The sequence below is a fragment of the Acinetobacter sp. YH01004 genome, from assembly GCF_013420455.1.
Lineage (GTDB): Bacteria > Pseudomonadota > Gammaproteobacteria > Pseudomonadales > Moraxellaceae > Acinetobacter > Acinetobacter towneri.
Genome location: NZ_VOXZ01000006.1, coordinates 1 through 18,285 on the forward strand (window position 1 = coordinate 1; position 18,285 = coordinate 18,285).

Annotated in this window: 20 protein-coding genes; 13 read left to right on the forward strand and 7 right to left on the reverse strand. The window is 39.9% G+C overall.

Annotated elements, in window-relative coordinates; genetic code table 11:
• The 5 genes from FTT71_RS05780 to ahpF all read left to right on the forward strand — a co-directional run.
• A partial coding sequence (locus tag FTT71_RS05780; protein WP_180160795.1) for an RNA-guided endonuclease TnpB family protein occupies positions 1-554 on the forward strand: 554 nt, incomplete at its 5' end.
• Between the two features lie 172 nt (positions 555-726).
• Positions 727-1,518 (forward strand): hypothetical protein, encoded by a 792-nt coding sequence (locus tag FTT71_RS05785; protein WP_004972923.1) that lies wholly within the window; start codon positions 727-729, stop codon positions 1,516-1,518.
• Positions 1,519-1,548: 30 nt separating this feature from the next.
• A complete protein-coding gene (locus FTT71_RS05790; protein ID WP_104852204.1) occupies positions 1,549-2,676 on the forward strand; it encodes a toxic anion resistance protein in 1,128 nt (375 codons plus the stop codon).
• A gap of 56 nt (positions 2,677-2,732) precedes the next feature.
• Positions 2,733-3,650: a hypothetical protein gene (locus FTT71_RS05795; RefSeq protein WP_131261786.1), complete on the forward strand. Its 918-nt coding sequence runs from the start codon at positions 2,733-2,735 to the stop codon at positions 3,648-3,650.
• Between the two features lie 216 nt (positions 3,651-3,866).
• Positions 3,867-5,432, forward strand: a complete 1,566-nt coding sequence (gene ahpF, locus FTT71_RS05800) for an alkyl hydroperoxide reductase subunit F (RefSeq protein WP_096901839.1) — start codon at positions 3,867-3,869, stop codon at positions 5,430-5,432.
• Positions 5,433-5,668: 236 nt separating this feature from the next.
• Here the strand turns inward: ahpF and FTT71_RS05805 are convergent, their stop codons facing one another.
• The 3 genes from FTT71_RS05805 to arsC form a co-directional block, all read right to left on the reverse strand.
• The gene (locus FTT71_RS05805) at positions 5,669-5,938 is read right to left on the reverse strand and encodes a YfhL family 4Fe-4S dicluster ferredoxin (protein ID WP_004972931.1); all 270 of its coding nucleotides are present in this window, start codon (positions 5,936-5,938) and stop codon (positions 5,669-5,671) included.
• Positions 5,939-5,965: 27 nt separating this feature from the next.
• Positions 5,966-7,348, reverse strand: coding sequence for a tRNA 5-hydroxyuridine modification protein YegQ (gene yegQ / locus FTT71_RS05810; RefSeq protein ID WP_180160796.1), 1,383 nt, complete (start codon positions 7,346-7,348; stop codon positions 5,966-5,968).
• A 315-nt stretch (positions 7,349-7,663) separates the two neighbouring features.
• Positions 7,664-8,092, reverse strand: a complete 429-nt coding sequence (arsC, locus tag FTT71_RS05815) for an arsenate reductase (glutaredoxin) (RefSeq protein ID WP_154320582.1) — start codon at positions 8,090-8,092, stop codon at positions 7,664-7,666.
• A gap of 98 nt (positions 8,093-8,190) precedes the next feature.
• Between arsC and FTT71_RS05820 the strand changes: the two genes are divergently transcribed.
• From FTT71_RS05820 to arsH, 3 genes are all read left to right on the forward strand, one after another.
• Positions 8,191-8,508 (forward strand): metalloregulator ArsR/SmtB family transcription factor, encoded by a 318-nt coding sequence (locus FTT71_RS05820; protein ID WP_136144348.1) that lies wholly within the window; start codon positions 8,191-8,193, stop codon positions 8,506-8,508.
• A 4-nt stretch (positions 8,509-8,512) separates the two neighbouring features.
• Positions 8,513-9,571 (forward strand): ACR3 family arsenite efflux transporter, encoded by a 1,059-nt coding sequence (arsB, locus tag FTT71_RS05825; RefSeq protein ID WP_004972938.1) that lies wholly within the window; start codon positions 8,513-8,515, stop codon positions 9,569-9,571.
• Between the two features lie 72 nt (positions 9,572-9,643).
• Positions 9,644-10,348, forward strand: a complete 705-nt coding sequence (gene arsH / locus FTT71_RS05830) for an arsenical resistance protein ArsH (RefSeq protein ID WP_180160797.1) — start codon at positions 9,644-9,646, stop codon at positions 10,346-10,348.
• 48 nt (positions 10,349-10,396) lie between these two features.
• On the opposite strand, the gene cadR is transcribed toward arsH, so the two are convergent.
• On the reverse strand, positions 10,397-10,798 hold the full coding sequence (cadR, locus tag FTT71_RS05835) for a Cd(II)/Pb(II)-responsive transcriptional regulator (protein ID WP_179990669.1): 402 nt from the start codon (positions 10,796-10,798) through the stop codon (positions 10,397-10,399).
• A 75-nt stretch (positions 10,799-10,873) separates the two neighbouring features.
• Between cadR and FTT71_RS05840 the strand changes: the two genes are divergently transcribed.
• The 3 genes from FTT71_RS05840 to FTT71_RS05850 all read left to right on the forward strand — a co-directional run bounded on the left by FTT71_RS05840 (position 10,874) and on the right by FTT71_RS05850 (position 12,181).
• Complete coding sequence (locus tag FTT71_RS05840) at positions 10,874-11,494, forward strand: cation transporter (RefSeq protein ID WP_096901843.1); 621 nt, start codon at positions 10,874-10,876, stop codon at positions 11,492-11,494.
• Positions 11,495-11,720: 226 nt separating this feature from the next.
• Positions 11,721-11,975, forward strand: a complete 255-nt coding sequence (locus FTT71_RS05845; protein WP_004972946.1) for a hypothetical protein — start codon at positions 11,721-11,723, stop codon at positions 11,973-11,975.
• 20 nt (positions 11,976-11,995) lie between these two features.
• On the forward strand, positions 11,996-12,181 hold the full coding sequence (locus tag FTT71_RS05850) for a hypothetical protein (protein WP_004972947.1): 186 nt from the start codon (positions 11,996-11,998) through the stop codon (positions 12,179-12,181).
• A gap of 59 nt (positions 12,182-12,240) precedes the next feature.
• On the opposite strand, the gene FTT71_RS05855 is transcribed toward FTT71_RS05850, so the two are convergent.
• Positions 12,241-13,020: a ferredoxin--NADP reductase gene (locus FTT71_RS05855; RefSeq protein WP_004972950.1), complete on the reverse strand. Its 780-nt coding sequence runs from the start codon at positions 13,018-13,020 to the stop codon at positions 12,241-12,243.
• 102 nt (positions 13,021-13,122) lie between these two features.
• On the opposite strand from FTT71_RS05855, the gene tsaA reads away from it, so the two are divergent.
• Positions 13,123-13,878, forward strand: a complete 756-nt coding sequence (gene tsaA, locus FTT71_RS05860; RefSeq protein WP_035310989.1) for a tRNA (N6-threonylcarbamoyladenosine(37)-N6)-methyltransferase TrmO — start codon at positions 13,123-13,125, stop codon at positions 13,876-13,878.
• Here the strand turns inward: tsaA and FTT71_RS05865 are convergent.
• Positions 13,875-15,134, reverse strand: a complete 1,260-nt coding sequence (locus tag FTT71_RS05865) for a DUF4010 domain-containing protein (RefSeq protein WP_180160798.1) — start codon at positions 15,132-15,134, stop codon at positions 13,875-13,877. The two genes, tsaA and FTT71_RS05865, sit on opposite strands and share 4 nt — an antisense overlap.
• Positions 15,135-15,250: 116 nt before the next feature.
• On the reverse strand, positions 15,251-16,231 hold the full coding sequence (locus FTT71_RS05870) for a hypothetical protein (protein WP_180009055.1): 981 nt from the start codon (positions 16,229-16,231) through the stop codon (positions 15,251-15,253).
• Between the two features lie 201 nt (positions 16,232-16,432).
• On the opposite strand from FTT71_RS05870, the gene FTT71_RS05875 reads away from it, so the two are divergent.
• Positions 16,433-18,190 carry a GspE/PulE family protein gene (locus FTT71_RS05875; protein ID WP_004972956.1) on the forward strand — a complete coding sequence of 586 codons (1,758 nt, stop codon included), beginning with the start codon at positions 16,433-16,435 and terminating at the stop codon, positions 18,188-18,190.
• The last annotated feature ends 95 nt before the right edge of the window (positions 18,191-18,285 follow it).

Consider the following 18,285-nt stretch of genomic DNA (forward strand, 5'->3'; position numbering starts at 1 on the left):
CGATTGGTATTGATCTAGGCTTAAAAGATATTGCCACCTGTTCTGATGGCACTGTAATTTCAAATCCAAAATTCTATCGAAAATATGAGCAGACATTAGGTATTGCTCAGAGAGCCAGGAATAAGAAGCGTGTTCGTGCATTACACGCCAAGATTGCAAATAGTCGAAAAGATCATTTGCATAAAGCAAGCACCAAGCTTGTGAATGAAAATGCATTGATTATTGTAGGTGACTTGAGTGCTAAAAAATTAGTAAAAACCAAAATGGCAAAATCTGTTTTGGATACAGGATTTTCGGCACTAAAAACAATGCTCAAGTATAAATGCGAGAACGCAGGCGTATTGTTTGAAGAAGTCCAAGAAGCCTATACCACCCAAATCTGTTCGTGCTGCGGTGAGATCACCTCAAGTAGTCCCAAAGGTAGGACAGATCTTGGAATAAGAGAATGGGAGTGCATGAGCTGTGGTACAGTTCATGATCGAGATATAAACTCAGCTCTAAACATTCTTGCGCTTGGGCATAAGCGTCTAGCTGTAGGAATCACCCTCTTTTAAGGGGGTGAGGATGTCAAGCACTGGTGTTTTGAATCAGGCATCTTGTGACTGATGTTATGCGAATCTATAAAAAAGCATTTAAGCAGATCGAAATAAAAAATTGCAAAATATTACATGACCTTAGCCGAAAAACACGTACTATAAAATCATGTAAAGAGGGTTGTGATGGTCTATGGCTCAGTTTGAAGTGTTACTGCCTTTGCAAGAGATTACGGTGGATCGTGCAGAGCTTTTGGCGATTCAACGCAATGATTTAGTTCCGTTGTTGAATGATCAATATCGTCTAAATCATTATGCAGATCAGGTGATTCAAGCGCAGTCAGTTTTATTGGATGGGGTGGATCCACATTTAACTCAGCAATTGAGTGTGACCATTGAGCAGTTGATTCAGGCGCTTGGCAAATCTAAAAAAGTGTTAAAGCAACGTAAGTTTAATGCACTACAAAAGTGGCTAGGCATAGATTTGGAATATGGCGCGGGGCAAGTGCAATATTATAAAAACCTAGATCATTTATTAGGACAAGCAGATCGTTTAAGCCAAAAGCTGCAAATCGAAATTCAGAAATCACAATCACGTTTTCAGCAGTTGGTTGGTTTGCGTGAGCAAATGGCGAAATACATTCAAGCTGCCGATGAGTTTTTAGTGGAATATCCACGATTTGTGCGCAATCAGCATCCTTTGGATAATTTTAGCGAACGACTGGCCAAGAAAATTTATAGTTTAAAGACTTTGCAAAGTAGTAATGATATTGCGATTACTCAAATGCAACTTTCACAGCAACTCTCTTTTAGTTTGTTAGATCGCTTTAAAGAAGCGCAGCAGGTACTCATTCCTGCATGGCAATATCATGTCAAACAAAGTCAGCAAAGTGGCTCACACAGTCAGCTAGAAAAGCTGGATCAAAGTCGTGAGCATTTAATTAAGACATTAAGAAAATCCTTAGAAAAACCTGCGCAATCATAAGGCATGGTTTTGATTAGATAGAGGCGAAATATGACAACTTCTGAACAACGCAACGTCGCTGTGCAAGTGAGTGATGAACAGACTCAGCAACAATTTCAGCAACTCAATTTGCAGGAAATTGGCTTACAGCCTGATGACTTTCAGGAGGTGCTGGCTGCGCGTAAAGAATTAAGCGATCTTAGCCATCATTCGGTTGCAGAATATGGCAAAAATATCGCCACTAAAACGTCAAGTTATACCGATGAGCTTTTAGGTTTGGTGCAAAATAAGGATTTGGATGTCACAGGGCAAAAGCTGAATCAGGTGGTGCAGGTTGCACAGCAGTTAAATACCAACAGTATTTTAAATCCAAACAAAAGCAGTGGCTTTTTGGGTGGTTTATTCAATAAGTTAAAAGGCGCTAAACAAAGTTTTGATCAAAACTTTAACAGCACCAAAGCGCAAATTGATAGTCTGGTCACAGAAATTGAAAGCTCACAAAATGGTTTAAAAAACCGTGTAGATACACTGGATAAAATGTTTCATGGTGTGCAAGATGAATATAAACAATTGGGGATTTATATTGCAGCAGGTAAGTTAAAACAGCAGGAAATTCAGCAGCAAATTTCTGAATTTTCCGCGCAGCCGCAGGATCAGACCACGACTCAAAAAATTTATGATCTCAATCATCTTGCTAATAATTTAGAAAAGCGGGTGAGTGATTTGCAGGTGTTGCAACAATCTGCCATGCAAACTTTGCCGATGATTCGGATTATCCAGTCCAATAATTTAATGTTGGTCGATAAATTTTATGCGATTAAAAACATTACCTTACCTGCGTGGAAAAACCAGATTAGTTTGGCGATTTCTTTAAATGAGCAGAAAAACAGTGTGCAACTGGCCAACAGTATTGATGATGCCACCAATGAATTGCTGCGCCGTAATGCAGATTTATTGCATCAAAACTCGGTTGATACTGCCAAAGCCAATCAGCGTTCGGTGATTGATATTGAAACCCTTGAACACGTACAAAATACCCTCATTAAAACAGTGAACGATGTGATCCAGGTACAAAAAGAAGGCATGCAAAAACGTGCAGAAGCGACTACGCGTTTGCGAGCCTTACAGGAGAATCTGAATCAATTGGTGATTGGTTCAAGTCAACAGTCTGGTCAATAAATGCATTTTGACAATGACTTCATTTAATCTGAAATTTACCTGATAAGGAGTCGGATTTGCCCCCACTTGATGAATATGCCATTCAGCCACAGCAGCTAAAAACAGGTGTTGTGGCATTACAGCAGCGTCAAAAAAAGCTCAGTTTTTTGGCTGTGCTGTCTATGACGGTGGTGCTTATATCGGCAATTGGCTTTTTTATTCAGCAAGATGTGATTTATAGCTTCTTTGGTTTAAGCACTGAAGTTCAGCAATTACACATGCCTGCAAGTGTCGATGCGACTTTGGCAAATTTAGGGCAGCAACCTGATTATTTTTTCAGTTTGTTGAACTGGTTGGGTTGGTTGATTTTAAAACTGTCGGTGTCATTTATTGGTGCATTCGTACTAGTTCATCTACTCAAGAAAATTCGTTTTTTTTATATTCGCTTTCAGTCCTTTGTCTTGAAATTTGTAGCTTGGTTGCTGAGTTTTATTTTACTTTGGTCGGCATTGAGTTATGTTCAGCATGACCGACAAGATGATACGCAGCAGGTATATGCCAAAATTGTGCATTATGAAAAGCACATTCAAGAAAGTGAATTGGCGCGTTATTTACAAAATGCAGAAATGGCAGCGCCTGTTAAAGCCTATTTGTTGGCGCAAACGGCATTGATGCATCATCCCGCAGATAAAGATGCAGCCATTCCGCAAGTGTTGACCTTGGTCAAAGCAGAGCAGCAAGATCCGCAATTTTTACATTATGGATTTAAACCTGAACAATTATGGACGATGCAGCAGCAAGTTTATGGCAAAGCTTTAACGCCTATGGCGCAAAGCGTACATAAGCAAGTGCAGCAAGCACAGCAATTAAATACGCTGGTTTATTATATGAATCTCGCGGTTATGGCGCTTATGTTAATACTGTCTGCGGTACTCTGGTTTTTATCGCGACATTTACAGCAGCGTATTCTGCGGATTCAACAACAACTTGAATAAAAAATGATTAGGCTCAATTGCTTAAGGCAGACATTCAGTTTTTATGTTAATGTCTAAATTGAATAGCTTTAGGTATTTTAAATGAAATAGTAAGCTTGAAACTCACTATCATTTAAAAAAACGATCATAAATATAAAAATAAACCGTTTCCCCTATGTAACTATTTTTCGTAAGATGACATCAACAAATAAATTTACTCCCTTGGAGACGTTAGCCATGTTAGACCAAAATACTTCTACACAACTTAAAACTTTATTAGAACGTCTTGAAAGCCCAATCGAGCTTGTCGCGACTTTAGATGGTTCTGATAAATCTGCCAAAATTAAAGAATTGGTTGAAGAAATTGCAGCACTTTCGCCACAAGTTACTGCACGTTTTGACGGTAACAACGCACGTGCACCAAGTTTTGGGATTGCAAAAGTAGGTGAGCAACCGCGCGTATTCTTCGCAGGTTTACCAATGGGGCACGAGTTCACTTCATTAATTTTGGCTTTATTGCAAACTTCTGGTTATGCACCAAAAGTATCGGATGAAGTATTAACGCAAATCAAAGAATTGAATCTTTCATCTCACTTTGATGTGTTTGTATCGTTGAGCTGCCACAACTGTCCAGATGTAGTACAAGCTTTGAACCTCATTGCGATTTACAACCCTGGCACAACAGCAACCATGATTGATGGTGCATTCTTCCAAGAAGAAGTTGAGCAGCGCAAAATTATGGCTGTGCCGATGGTATTCCAAGATGGCAACCACATTGGTCAAGGTCGTATGACTTTGGAAGAAATTGTAGCTAAATTAGATACAGATTCTGCGAGCAAAGATGCAGCGAAACTGAATGCCAAAGAGGCGTTTGATGTCTTGGTAATTGGTGGCGGCCCTGCAGGGAATACATCTGCAATCTATGCAGCACGTAAAGGTATTCGTACAGGTATTGTGGCTGAGCGTATGGGCGGTCAGGTGATGGATACCATGGATATTGAAAACTTCACTTCTATCCAAAAAACACAAGGTCCAAAGTTTGCGGCAGAAATGGAAGCGCATGTGCGTGAATACGATGTCGATATTATGAATCTACAAAAAGTATCTGCCATTAAAGGTGCTGATGAAACTGCCAATGGTTTGGTCGAAGTGACTTTGGAAAATGGCGCAACACTTGAATCGAAAACGGTGATCTTGTCTACAGGTGCACGTTGGAGAGAGATGAATGTACCTGGTGAAGCAGAATACCGTACCCGCGGCGTGGCATACTGCCCACACTGTGATGGCCCGTTGTTTAAAGGCAAACGTGTTGCAGTGATTGGTGGTGGTAACTCAGGTGTAGAAGCAGCGATTGACCTTGCAGGGATTGTAGAGCATGTGACTTTGGTAGAGTTTGATACTAAATTACGTGCAGACCAAGTCTTGCAAAACAAATTGAACAGCTTGCCAAATACTACTGTAATTACCAATGCATTATCGACTGAGGTGATTGGTGATGGCGCACAAGTGACTGCATTGAAATATAAAGACCGTGCGACAGATGTTGAGCATACTGTTGAACTTGCAGGAATTTTCGTACAAATTGGTTTATTACCAAATACGGACTTCTTAAAAGAGTCAAAAGTAGAGCTGACGAATCGTGGTGAGATTGTGATAAATGAGCGCAATGAAACCAATGTAAAAGGTGTATTTGCGGCAGGTGACTGTACAACTGTACCGTACAAGCAAATCATCATTGCAACAGGTGAAGGCGCGAAAGCATCACTTTCAGCATTTGATTACATCATCCGTTCAGGTCAATAAGTCTGAACGAATACATCTGAATACGCGGATTAACCATCCTTAAATTGTATTCGCTAAAAAGATAGCGCCTGAGTTCCCCAATACTCAGGCGCTATGTTCAGTAAAGTGCGTTATCGCACAGTATTAAAAGTTTATTTATTCTATTTTTGGTTTTAAGAACTGAGTCGGCTAACAACTCAGTTCTTTTTTTATTTTTAACATCCAGTTTGATTTACAGCAGTTAGATTCATTTCAGTCTAATTAGCCTTATTATTTTGTCCAAATAAATTCAACTGATTAAACTTTTCCTGTAGCTGCTCTTTGGTTTCGACATGCTCAGGATGCGGAATAATACATTCAATTGGGCAGACTGAAACGCAGGTTTGATAGTCATAAAACCCAACACATTCTGTGCAACGCGCCACATCAATTTCATACACCTTTTCACCCTCATAAATTGCTTCATTCGGGCATTCGGGTAAGCACATATCGCAATTGATGCATTGGTCGGTAATCAGGAGTGCCATCGCAATACTCGCTTAGTTTATTGCCACTTAGTTGGCTTGATAAGCCAACGATGAGGCAGAAATATCTGCAGTCGAATTTGGTAAGTTGCGAATCAGCAGGGCATAACGCATATCGACATCTGCAGGTATAGGGATTTCTACAATATGCCCTGAACCTTTGGCATCTTCAATCAGATTGCCTTTTTTATCTTTAATTTCAGTTAAAGTGAAATAGATATTGCCTTGTGGCGTCATCAATTCTAAAGAATCGCCCACTACAAAACGGTTTTTTACATCAATTTTAATGTAGTCACCATTGCGTTCTAAGACTTCACCACAAAATTGCTGATGATCAAAACTTGATGAACCTGTTTCGTAGTTTTGGTATTCGCTGTGCACATGACGACGCAAGAAACCTTCGGTATAACCACGGTTAGCTAGGCCTTCTAATTGAGTCATTAATGCAGGGTCAAATGGTTTGCCTGCAAGTGCATCATCAATGGCTTTACGGTAAATTTGTGCAGTACGTGCGCAGTAGAAATAAGATTTGGTGCGACCTTCAATTTTTAGTGAATGGATGCCCATTTTAGTTAAACGGTCAACGTGCTGCACTGCGCGTAAATCTTTAGAATTCATAAAATAAGTGCCGTGTTCATCTTCTTCGGCAGCAAACATATCTTCGTCATTACGTTGTAATAACACAGGCTTGTTAAATTGATGCTGTGCCTGCATGTGTTGTTCATCTGCATCGGCAGTTTCAGAAAGATTTTTGACAGGAATTACGTCACCTGTTTCATCTTCTTTTGCATCGTGAATTTTATATTCCCAACGGCAGGCATTGGTACATGCGCCTTGGTTGGCATCACGTTTATTCATATAGCCTGAAAGCATGCAACGACCTGAATAGGCCATGCACAGCGCACCATGCACAAATACTTCAATTTCCATGCCAGGCACGTTGTTTTTAATTTCTTCAATTTCATCAACCGACAATTCACGCGAAAGAATGACACGGGTTAACCCCATATTTTGCCAGAATTTCACCGTTGCCCAGTTCACCGCATTGGCTTGTACCGATAAATGTACAGGCATGTCGGGGAAATTTTCACGCACCATCATAATCAGACCTGGGTCAGACATGATCAGCGCATCGGGTTGCATGGCAACCACAGGTTCTAGGTCACGAATAAAGTTTTTGAGTTTGCTGTTATGCGGTTGGATGTTCACCACCACATAAAACTTTTTGCCTAATTCATGTGCTTCTTGAATACCAATTGCTAAGTTTTCATGATCAAATTCGTTATTACGCACGCGCAAACTGTAACGCGGCTGACCTGCATAGACTGCATCTGCACCATAAGCAAAGGCATAGCGCATGTTTTTTAAAGAACCAGCAGGAGAGAGAAGTTCGGTGACGTGGGAAATGGTCATGATCAAAAAGCAATAGCAGAAATATGGCTTTATTGTATGAATCTAAATTTAGGATTCAACCTAGTAAATAGCTCGGGATTCAGAAGAAAACTCGTGCTGCTTGGGAAGGGAGATAAAAATTCAATCAGTGGTTTTGCAAGGTCGTTTTGATCTGAAATTAGAAAGCATGTTTTATCCATCACATGGAGAGCATCTGTTGTAAATGATCTTGATATAGAAAGTTCCTCATCCTGAGCCATACAGAATCTAAGAGAAGGGACTTTCATACCAATTTGACTCATTGCCTATAATCAATTTCTGATGGATAAAAGCGTGTTAACGTACTCGTTGCCCATGTTCATCAATGACCACCTCACCATCTTCTTTGCTGAAGCTTTTTAGTTGTGGTTGAGTGAGCAAGTCTAAGACCAGTTCAGAAGGGCGGCACAATTTCACACCTAACTCGGTCACGACAAATGGACGATTAATTAAAATCGGATGCTCGACCATCAATGCAATTAATTCCGCATCGCTGTGTGAGCTACCTTCAAGTTGCAACTGTTCGTATGGTTCTACATTTTTGCGGATTGCATCGCGCACGCTTAAACCTGCTTGTTGAATCATGCTAGTAAGTTCAGCTTGTGTAGGTGGGGTTTTTAAATATTCAATAATTTCAGGTTCTTGTCCTGTATTACGAATTAATTCTAAAGTATTGCGTGACGTTCCACAGGCAGGGTTATGAAAAATTTTGATGCTGTTGCTCATGTGTAGTGACCCGTTTTAGTCCGATAAAAATTCAATATTGCATTTATATATGGATATGCGTATATTCGCAATAGTTAATATTGAAGTGCAGATAAAAAATGAATCAAACTGATTTTTTTAAATGTTTGTCAGACCCAACCCGACTGGACATTCTGAAATTGGTGATGGCTCAACACAATATTTGTGTATGCGAATTGACAGAACAATTGCAGTTAAATCAACCGAAAATATCACGTCATTTGGCGTTGTTACGGAATTTATCTATTTTGCTAGATCAACGTCAGGGGCAGTGGGTGTATTACCGTTTGAACCCAGATTTACCCGAATGGGCGTTTGCTGTTTTAAATATTATCGCGCAGCAAGATGTCAGCCCGATGAAGCACATCAACCCTACAATTGCAACACATTGCGAGTAAGCACATGGCACAGTCCAAACTTTCTTTTTTAGATCGTAATCTGACCTTATGGATTTTTATTGCCATGGGGCTAGGTGTTGCGATTGGCGTGGTATTTCCTGCAGTATCGGCAAGCTTAGATCAAATGAGTGTGGGAACAGTCAATCTTCCCATTGCGATTGGTTTGATTTTGATGATGTATCCACCATTGGCAAAAGTCGATTACGCAGCTTTGCCAGAAGTGTTTAAAGACCGCCGAACCTTGTTGTTGTCTTTGGTACAAAACTGGTTGATTGCTCCGTGTTTGATGTTCGCTTTGGCGATTATTTTCTTGCAAAACTATCCTGAATATATGACAGGTTTGATTTTAATTGGTCTGGCACGCTGTATCGCGATGGTCTTGGTCTGGAACAACTTGGCTTGTGGTGATAACCAATACGTGGCTGCATTAGTTGCGTTTAACAGTATTTTTCAGATTGTATTCTTTAGTACTTATGCATGGCTGTTTCTGAGTTTCTTGCCGCCGTATTTTGGCGTGGCAGGACAAGTGATTGATGTTGGTTTTTGGACAATCACCCAAGCTGTTTTAATCTATTTGGGTATTCCTTTTTTGATGGGCTTTTTAACACGCTTGATTTTAGTGAAAAGCAAAGGCTTAGATTGGTATCAAACGTCTTTTTTACCCAAAATTAGCCCATTTAGTCTGTTGGCATTGCTATTTACCATTGTGGCGATGTTCGCACTAAAAGGCGCAGAAGTACTGAGCTTGCCGATGGATGTTTTACGAATTTCCATTCCATTGATTATTTACTTCGTTGCCATGTTCTTTATTAGCTTCTTTATGAGCAAATGGATGGGCAATGATTATCCACGGACGACCGCCATTTCCTTTACCGCAGCAGGGAATAATTTTGAATTAGCACTTGCTGTTGCCATTGCAACGTTTGGCTTGGCTTCTCCCGTTGCATTTACCACGATTATTGGCCCTTTGGTTGAAGTGCCTGTGTTGATTGCTTTGGTGAGTGTGTCTTTATGGCTGCGTAAAAAGTTTTATCAAAATGAGTCGATTGTCAGTTCAAAGTAATTTTCTTCATTTTGAGGTTTAAGATAAAAACATGGGCATGCGTTGCCCATTTTAGTTTTAAGAGTATGCAGCATGGTATTACCCAATATTGATTTAGATTTATTGCCTACACCAAGTTTTGAACAGGTGCAGGCAAAGCCGTTGAACCATCCGCCACGTATTTTATTGATGTACGGTTCAAACCGTGAGCGTTCTTATAGTCGTTTGGCGGTACAGGAAGCGGGCAGAATTTTGGAGCACTTTGGCGCTGAGGTAAAAATTTTCCATCCCAAAGGTTTGCCTTTACCTGAAGATGGCGATGCTTCACATCCCAAAGTTCAAGAGCTGCATGAATTGTTGGCGTGGGCAGAAGGTATGGTTTGGTGTAGCCCAGAACGTCATGGTTCGATGAGCTCAATTTTTAAAGCACAAATTGACTGGATTCCACTTGCTGCAGGTGCAATTCGTGCCACACAAGGTAAAACGCTTGCTTTAATGCAAGTGTGTGGCGGGTCGCAGTCATTTAACAGCGTCAATCAATTGCGTATTTTAGGACGTTGGATGCGGATGATCACCATTCCCAATCAGTCTTCTATTCCTAAAGCCTTTTTAGAGTTTGAGGAAGATGGCCGCATGAAAGCGTCTAGCTATTACGACCGTATTGTCGATGTGATGGAAGAGTTATATAAATTTACTTTGCTGACTCGCGGGCAAGCAGCATATTTGGTAGATCGTTATTCTGAACGTGTGGAAACTGCCGAGCAGTTGTCGCAACGTGTTAATCAGAAGTGTTTATAATTCAATTTTAGATAAGCAAAACCGCATGAGAAAAGGCTGAGAGAGCGATTATTCGGCTTCAAGTCGCTTTAAAATCTGACAATCATCAATGGTTGTTTGCGTGGTGCAGGCTTGTCTAAGTTGCTGAAGTTGTAGCTGAAAATGCTGCAACTCGGCAATTTTATCTTCTACATGCCTTAAATGTTCATCAATCAATTCATTCACAGCGCAGCAGTTTTGTTTCGGCTGTTTTTCTAATTCAATCAAAGCTTCAATTTCTTTTAAGTTCATATCTAAAGCACGACAACGCTTAATAAAAATCAAACGCTTGAGTGCCTCATCATTGTAATAGCGATAATTATTTTCGGCACGAAAGCTTGGGGTGAGTAAGTGTTTCTTTTCATAAAAACGAATTGTATCTGTGCTGACTCCAACTTTTTTAGCTAATTCATGAATTAAATATTGTGTCATGCTTGACCTTGGACTAAGTCTATAGTTTTAAATGAGCATAATCGAAACAATTTCATTTTGAAAGAAGGTGTGTCTATGGCATGTACGTGTAGTCATGAACCTGCGCCAATCAAACCGAATAGTAAATTTAGAACCGCGTTATGGATTGCATTGGTGATCAATCTCAGCATGTTTTTTATCGAGTTGATAGGTGGTGCCTATGCCCATTCATCATCCCTATGGGCAGATTCACTGGATTTCTTTGGAGATGCTGTCAATTACGGGATTTCACTTGCGGTGTTAAGTGCAAGTTTGTATTGGCGTGCTACTGTGGCTTTGGTCAAAGGCATCACGATGGCCTTGTTTGGTGTGGTGGTGATGGGCAAGGTTATCTATGCCTATATACAGGGTATTCCACCTGAAGCCATAACCATGGGTATTATTGGGATCATCGCCTTATTAGCCAATGTGGTTACTGCATTGATTTTATATGCATTTCGAGATGGTGATTCGAATATGAAATCGGTGTGGTTATGTAGCCGTAATGATGCGATTGGTAATTTCGCAGTTATTTTGGCGGCAGTGGGTGTATTTGGTACGGGTAGTTTGATTCCAGATCTTGTGGTAGCCGTGATTATGGCGAGTTTGGGCTTAACAGCGGGGTATCATGTGATTCAGCAAGCTTTGGCTGAACGAAGAATGAATGTACCAGAATAAAGAATAAACGTAAAAAGCACTCCATCTGATTTGAGTGATTTAGATGGAGTGCTTTTAATTTTTTGTAGTCGCAATAATTTTAAAATTTGAAGTAAAAATAACGATAAGTTATTCCAAATTGCTATTTACAAAAAATAATATATAACTAAAATTAAAAATAAATTGATGTATTTAAAAATAATTTACACGATGAATAATATTTAATTTTTTTTAAATTGAGGGTTAAATGAAACTAATTAAATTATTTTCTATAGCAAGCCTGATTGCTTTGGCTGGCTGTAGTTCTAAAGTAGTGACTTATGATACTGCAGGGCAAGTGATTGGTTCATGTGTCGCTACACAGGGCTTTATTTTGGGGGCTAAAGCTGTGTGTTATGGTGGTGCCAACATACAAGGCATTAACTATTCTAAAGTAGATGAGCGCACGGGTTTATTGCCAACCATACCAAATAATTCGCAGATTTCACTGCAACAAGACTAATTTTTTAGAGGGGTAATACAATGAAAATTTCTAGTTTAATCGCATTAACAGCGGCTATTTTGATGACAGGTTGTGCTTCAAAAGTGACAACTTATGATTCGAGTGGTCGTATGATTGGTTCATGTCAGGCAGAGCGTGGGTTTGTAATTGGTGGTGGTGCACACTGTGAAGGACGTGCTAACCAAGAAGGTCGCAGTGTACGTTAATTGATGCTAATGACAAAAAACCGAGCTATTTAGCTCGGTTTTTTTAGATTCAACAGCTTTTATTTTTCAACGAAAGCACGTTCAATCACGTAATCGCCCAATTCACCCATACGTGGTGATTCTTTTAAACCATGTTGGTCAAGTAATGCTGCAACATCTTTTAAGAATGCAGGGCTACCACATAACATGGCACGGTCAGTTTCAGGGTTAAAACGTGGTAAACCAATTTTTTCAAAGATTTCACCCGATTCAATTGCCGTGGTCACACGTCCTTGGTTTGGATATTCTTCACGTGTAACGGTTGGGTAATATACCAGTTTTTCACGAATACCAAGTTCTTGGAAAAACTCGTGATTTGGTAATTCATTTAGAATTAAATCTTGATAAGCCAATTCAGAAATGAAACGTGTACCGTGAACCACAATCACTTTTTCAAAGCGTTCATAAGTTTCAGGGTCGCGGATGGTTGCCAAAAATGGAGCTAGACCTGTACCTGAAGAAAGTAAGTATAGGTTTTTACCAGGATTTAAATCATCCAGTACCAAAGTGCCTGTAGGTTTTTTAGAAACCAGCAATTCATCGCCCACTTTTACTTTTTGTAAAATAGACGTTAAAGGGCCATCAGGTACTTTAATTGAGAAGAATTCTAGCTCTTCTTCATAGTTAGCACTGGCAATCGAGTAAGCGCGCATTAAAGGCTTGCCATTTACTTCCAGACCAATCATCACAAATTGACCGTTTTTAAAACGTAGTGCGGTATCGCGAGTCGTTTTAAAACTGAATAAAGTGTCATTCCAGTGGTGTACGTGAGTAATCTTTTCGACGTTGAAAGCAGCCATTAAAGGTCTCAATAAATTATCAAATTAGAACAGCTTGCTATTCTAATCTAAAATCATTCTCTATAAACTGAATATATTTAATTGAGCTTATCAGAAAAAGTGATGAAGACTGATCTAAAAATGCCAATAATCGGATTTATGCACTCTCCCTACCGAGAAAAATTTGGTATTCCTCGTCAACCGAATCTGGTACAAGTCGAATCGTATATTGAAATGCAGGCGCCTTATAACGATGTGTTGGCATTTGAAGGGATCGAAGCGTTTAGTCACTTATGGTTAATCTGGCAATTTCACGACAATAAAAACCAAACCGATGCTCATCCAACCGTACAGAAACAGCAAAACCCCTGTTTTCGTGCACAAGTGCGTCCGCCACGTTTGGGTGGTAATCAAAAAATAGGTGTGTTTGCGACGCGCAGCATGTATCGACCTGCACCCATTGGTTTGTCTGTGGTGCAATTTAAACAGGTCAAAAAAGTGGGTAAGTCACTGCGAGTTTATGTGACAGGGGCAGATTTACTGCATGGCACGCCTATTTTGGATATTAAACCTTATATCCAATATTCAGATGCTGTGCCTGATGCACAAAGTGGTTATGCGCAAGATGAACCCATAAGAAAAACAGTGCTATGGATGGACACAGCAGAAGCGCAAAAAAATCAGTTACTCGGCTCAGGCGTATTGCAACCACAAATTGTGCAGGAATTGGAACAGGTCTTGTCTTTAGATCCACGACCTGCATATCAGGATGATGCTGAACGAATTTACACCATGAATTTTGCAGATTTTGATGTCAGTTTCCGTGTTGATCAGCACGCAGTGCATATCCTAAAAATTGTTTTAATCGCTGTCGATTAAACCAGCATATATAAAATAGCCACCAACGCCAGCATGTGCAGAATTTGGGCAGGGGCGAAATACAGTGCAAAGCGCAAACCACCAATGAGCGCGGCATTGACGCATTTGGCAATCGCATGTGCCACCACACCTAAAATTAAGGCATACAAAAGTACCTGCTGGCTCGGTGGACCTTGCATCACCACGGTTGCAATTGCGGCATGAACCTCAAATAACGAGGCGAGCAGGGTACCAATGATTAAACCTGCATCCCCAAGGGTTTGTTCCAAGCCGTATACCATCGCTTGAATTGCGGTTAAGGTCGCCACAATAATAGCGGCTTCTTTAAGGCTAAACATACGGGTGTCGGCTTCAGGTTTTGCTGTTGTCGTACTTTTATGTTTTTTGAGCAACCAGACACCCGCTACAACCAAAATCGCGATTCCGACCAAACTTGGAATAATTAATAACTTAAACCAAATCAGATTGACACCCGCCACAATAATCAACATTTGCGCTAAAGTCGCCACGCAAGACATCAGCGCTGCACCTGCATTGGCACGTGCGTCGCCACGACCTGCGCGTACTTCCATGCCTAAACTGGCAATGGTTGCGGTGCTTGATACAAAACCTGAAGCAATTGCAGATAATATGAGGGCGTTGCTGCTTGAGAGTAAACGCTTGGCGATATGCGCCAAAGCCTGCACACTTAGAATTAAAATCAATAATTTTAAAATCACATAAGGATTAAGCACATTGCCCCATAGTGCAGTATTAGGCGTCAGTGGCAAGGCAATTAACACCAAAGCCAGTAAAAACAAGCCATCACGTAGTTCAGCTTCGGTAATCCACTGACTGACAATGCCATGCATGGTGTGCTTGGTCATGAGTAAACCTGTCAAAATGACCGATAAACCTGCTGCCAATGGAATATTCCATAAACACAAGGCACCAATAAAATAGGTCATGACGAAGGCCAGTTCTGTGGTTGCACCTGGGTCATCTTCCGCTTGATTTTTGAGGGAATATAAGCCTATTCCGCCAACAATCAGTGCGCCTACAATGGCAATGCTCATGCCCAATAAGAAGCAAATTGCACCTAATAATGCGCAAATTCCAAAGGTGCGTACGCCTGCAAAATGATGATGTTGTCCATTTTTTTTACTGCGTTCGCGCTCTAATCCAATCAGTAAGCCACAGCCGAGTGCTGCTGCAAACATGGTGAGCAGTTCGGGAAATGCCGCATTGAGCAGGAGAGGGTGGAGATTTTGGTTCATATTCTTCTGGAAATTTTTATATATTCTTATTTTATATGAGTTATAGTATATTCAAAATGTATATCAATAAAATATAAAAAAAGGTGGTTATTTGCATAACCACCTCTGTAAAAAAATTATTTTAATTTTTGTGCAATATCAATTGCTTGGCTTGCAGTGCTGTTGAATAAAGTACATTCCTTTTCAAGAGATTTAATATAGTTTTCTTGGAACCTAATTTGGTAAGCATCAGGAGTTGGCTCACTTTGTAACTCTTTTAAAATCTCACGTTCGTTTTGAATGTCAGAACTAAGTGAGTATGTTACACCTTGACGATGATAGTCACCAATTAAATATTCATTCTCTATATTTAATAAAGCAGTTGTTCCATAATTTGGGTCAGTTTCTTTGCTCAAATAGAGAGGATAATTACCTAACTTAGAGGTATTGTAATTACCACTACCAAAATATGACTCAGGAGAGTCTATAGTATTAAAATCGTTGCTTTCAAAATATGAGGTATTGGTAGAACTTGATGTACCTCGTAGGCAATATGAACCTTTAGGGAAAGTTTGTCCTTTTAATGTATCGCTGTATAACTTGTCAAAAGTACCACCTGCATCATTTAAACCGCTATAGTGTGAATATGTATCAATATATTCACTCATAGGTTTTGATGCTAGATCGACTAATTCAAAGTTTTCTGTGAGTTGTAGATCTTTAGCGTTTGTTGGAGAATATGGAGTTATAACCCATTTTGAATTGCTTTGACTTATAAGTGTGCCAAATTTATAGCCAATTTGAGTTTTTAGCGTTGAAATTTCATAGAAGCTATTTGCGGTGACATAATATGATGCAACTTGTGAAATATCAAATACATCGGTTGCATTAGCAAGATATTCTGGATTGATATACAGTTCGTTATTTTGGATTGTGAATTTTATTTTAGTAAATAAATTCTCTGCGTCTGCCTGATCGTTGCTAGCGTAGCTCGCCCATTCTGTTTCATTTAACTGAACATCTTTGCCTTGGTAAGAACTATCACCATCACTTCCACCACCACAAGCCGTCAATGTAAAAGCTGCAAAAATTGCACATGATAAAGTTTTTAATTTCATGATTATCCCTCAGAAATTTAATTTTTAGTGTGTTGAATTATTAAGCAAGAGCATCATAATAGATATTTATTTTAATTGAAATATTAAAAACACAAATAAAATTAATAGTTAAGTTTTACTTTAAATTAAAACTTATAAAATAGTTTTTATTAAATAATGCTTATTTTGCTATAGTAAACCCAGATTTTGGGGCATATAACAATGAATTTTAATTTTGAAATAGACAGTACTTGGTGCTTAGAACAATTAGTCAAAGATGGCAAAATTACCGAACGTGATCAGGCTTTGGTACAAACCACGCATCGTCAACGTGATCAATTAAAATGGCATCCACTACAATGGATTGCCAACTTTAATTTGGTCGATCAAAGTCATCCCCAAACCACTTTAACTTTAAACCGTTTATGCCAATGGCTGGCTGATAAATCAGGCTTGCCATTCTATATTATTGATCCGTTAAAAGCCGATGTTGCTGCTTTAACAGCTGTGATGTCGCAGGAATTTGCACTGCGTAACCGTATTTTAGCGGTGGAAGTGACTGCAGATGCGGTGTTAATTGCGACAGATCAACCTTATAAAAAAGAATGGGTTGCCAACTTAGAACATAGTTTATTGCCCAAAAAAATTCAGCGAGTTTTACTCAGCCCAGATCAATTACAGCGTTATTTGATCGAATATTACCAAGTGAGTCGCGCAGTACACTCATCACAAAAATCTTCTGCACATGACCGTGAAAATAAAGGGGTCGAGGCTTTATTGCAATTGGGCGATACCCAAAACCCAGATGCCAATGATCAACATATTGTGAAGTTGGTGGATTGGGTGCTGCAATTTGCCTTTGAACAAGGCGCAAGTGATATTCACCTCGAACCACGTAAAGACACAGGCAAAGTACGTTTTCGTATTGATGGCGTGTTGCACACCATCTATAACATGCCTGCCAATACGCTTACCGCAGTCATCTCACGGATTAAAATTTTAGGGCGTATGAATGTAGCCGAAAAACGTAAACCGCAAGATGGACGTTTAAAAACCCGAACTCCAAAAGGACAAGAAACTGAACTGCGTTTATCGACCTTACCAACGGCGTTTGGCGAAAAACTGGTGATGCGTATTTTTGACCCAGAAGTATTGGTACGCAGTTTTCAGCAATTGGGTTTTGATAGTCGTTTGTTGAATGAATGGCATGCCCTGACTGCACATAGTCACGGCATTATTTTGGTTACAGGCCCTACAGGTTCGGGTAAAACCACCACGCTGTATTCATCGCTAAAGCAATTGGCTACCGATGAAGTCAATGTCTGCACCATTGAAGACCCGATTGAAATGTTAGAACCGAGTTTTAACCAAATGCAGGTGAATACTGCAATTGATTTAGGTTTTGCCGATGGTGTGCGTGCCTTAATGCGTCAAGACCCTGACATTATTATGGTCGGAGAAATTCGAGATCAGGATACCGCAAATATGGCGATTCAAGCGGCACTGACGGGGCATTTAGTTTTATCGACACTGCATACTAATGATGCGCCGTCAAGTTTGACTCGTTTGCATGATTTGGGCGTGCAGCCATTTTTGACTGCTGCCACAATTTTAGGCGTTTTGGCACAGCGTTTGGTGCGTAAGCTATGTCCGCATTGTAAGCAGGAAGGCTCAATAAATGAAAAAGACTGGGAACATTTGACCTTTGACTACATTATGGAAATGCCTGCACAAGTGTTTAAACCTGTCGGATGCGATGAATGTCGTCAAACGGGCTATAAAGGTCGGGTCGGAATTTATGAGTTTATGCCTTTAAGTTTAGACACCAAACAGCTCATCAGTGCCAATGCCAATTTAAATGAATTACGTCAGCAAGCTAAAAAAGAGGGCATTGAACCGTTGCGTATTGCAGGCGCACGCAAAGTTTTAGAAGGCATGACCACTTTAGAGGAGGTGTTGCGAGTCGTGCCATTAAATTAGCAGATTCAAACTTTTTACGATGAATTTTAAAAAATGGAAATCTTAAGATTCAGCTCATCTTGCTTTGTTTTAATCACCATAACGAAATGAGCAAC

Coding starts and splice junctions, on each gene's coding strand:
- FTT71_RS05785 (WP_004972923.1), top strand. CDS start 727: ATGGCTCAGTTTGAAGTGTTACTGCCTTTGCAAGAGATTACGGTGGAT.
- FTT71_RS05790 (WP_104852204.1), top strand. CDS start 1,549: ATGACAACTTCTGAACAACGCAACGTCGCTGTGCAAGTGAGTGATGAA.
- ahpF (WP_096901839.1), top strand. CDS start 3,867: ATGTTAGACCAAAATACTTCTACACAACTTAAAACTTTATTAGAACGT.
- FTT71_RS05805 (WP_004972931.1), bottom strand. CDS start 5,938: ATGGCACTCCTGATTACCGACCAATGCATCAATTGCGATATGTGCTTA.
- yegQ (WP_180160796.1), bottom strand. CDS start 7,348: ATGACCATTTCCCACGTCACCGAACTTCTCTCTCCTGCTGGTTCTTTA.
- arsC (WP_154320582.1), bottom strand. CDS start 8,092: ATGAGCAACAGCATCAAAATTTTTCATAACCCTGCCTGTGGAACGTCA.
- FTT71_RS05820 (WP_136144348.1), top strand. CDS start 8,191: ATGAATCAAACTGATTTTTTTAAATGTTTGTCAGACCCAACCCGACTG.
- arsB (WP_004972938.1), top strand. CDS start 8,513: ATGGCACAGTCCAAACTTTCTTTTTTAGATCGTAATCTGACCTTATGG.
- arsH (WP_180160797.1), top strand. CDS start 9,644: ATGGTATTACCCAATATTGATTTAGATTTATTGCCTACACCAAGTTTT.
- cadR (WP_179990669.1), bottom strand. CDS start 10,798: ATGACACAATATTTAATTCATGAATTAGCTAAAAAAGTTGGAGTCAGC.
- FTT71_RS05840 (WP_096901843.1), top strand. CDS start 10,874: ATGGCATGTACGTGTAGTCATGAACCTGCGCCAATCAAACCGAATAGT.
- FTT71_RS05845 (WP_004972946.1), top strand. CDS start 11,721: ATGAAACTAATTAAATTATTTTCTATAGCAAGCCTGATTGCTTTGGCT.
- FTT71_RS05850 (WP_004972947.1), top strand. CDS start 11,996: ATGAAAATTTCTAGTTTAATCGCATTAACAGCGGCTATTTTGATGACA.
- FTT71_RS05855 (WP_004972950.1), bottom strand. CDS start 13,020: ATGGCTGCTTTCAACGTCGAAAAGATTACTCACGTACACCACTGGAAT.
- tsaA (WP_035310989.1), top strand. CDS start 13,123: ATGAAGACTGATCTAAAAATGCCAATAATCGGATTTATGCACTCTCCC.
- FTT71_RS05865 (WP_180160798.1), bottom strand. CDS start 15,134: ATGAACCAAAATCTCCACCCTCTCCTGCTCAATGCGGCATTTCCCGAA.
- FTT71_RS05870 (WP_180009055.1), bottom strand. CDS start 16,231: ATGAAATTAAAAACTTTATCATGTGCAATTTTTGCAGCTTTTACATTG.
- FTT71_RS05875 (WP_004972956.1), top strand. CDS start 16,433: ATGAATTTTAATTTTGAAATAGACAGTACTTGGTGCTTAGAACAATTA.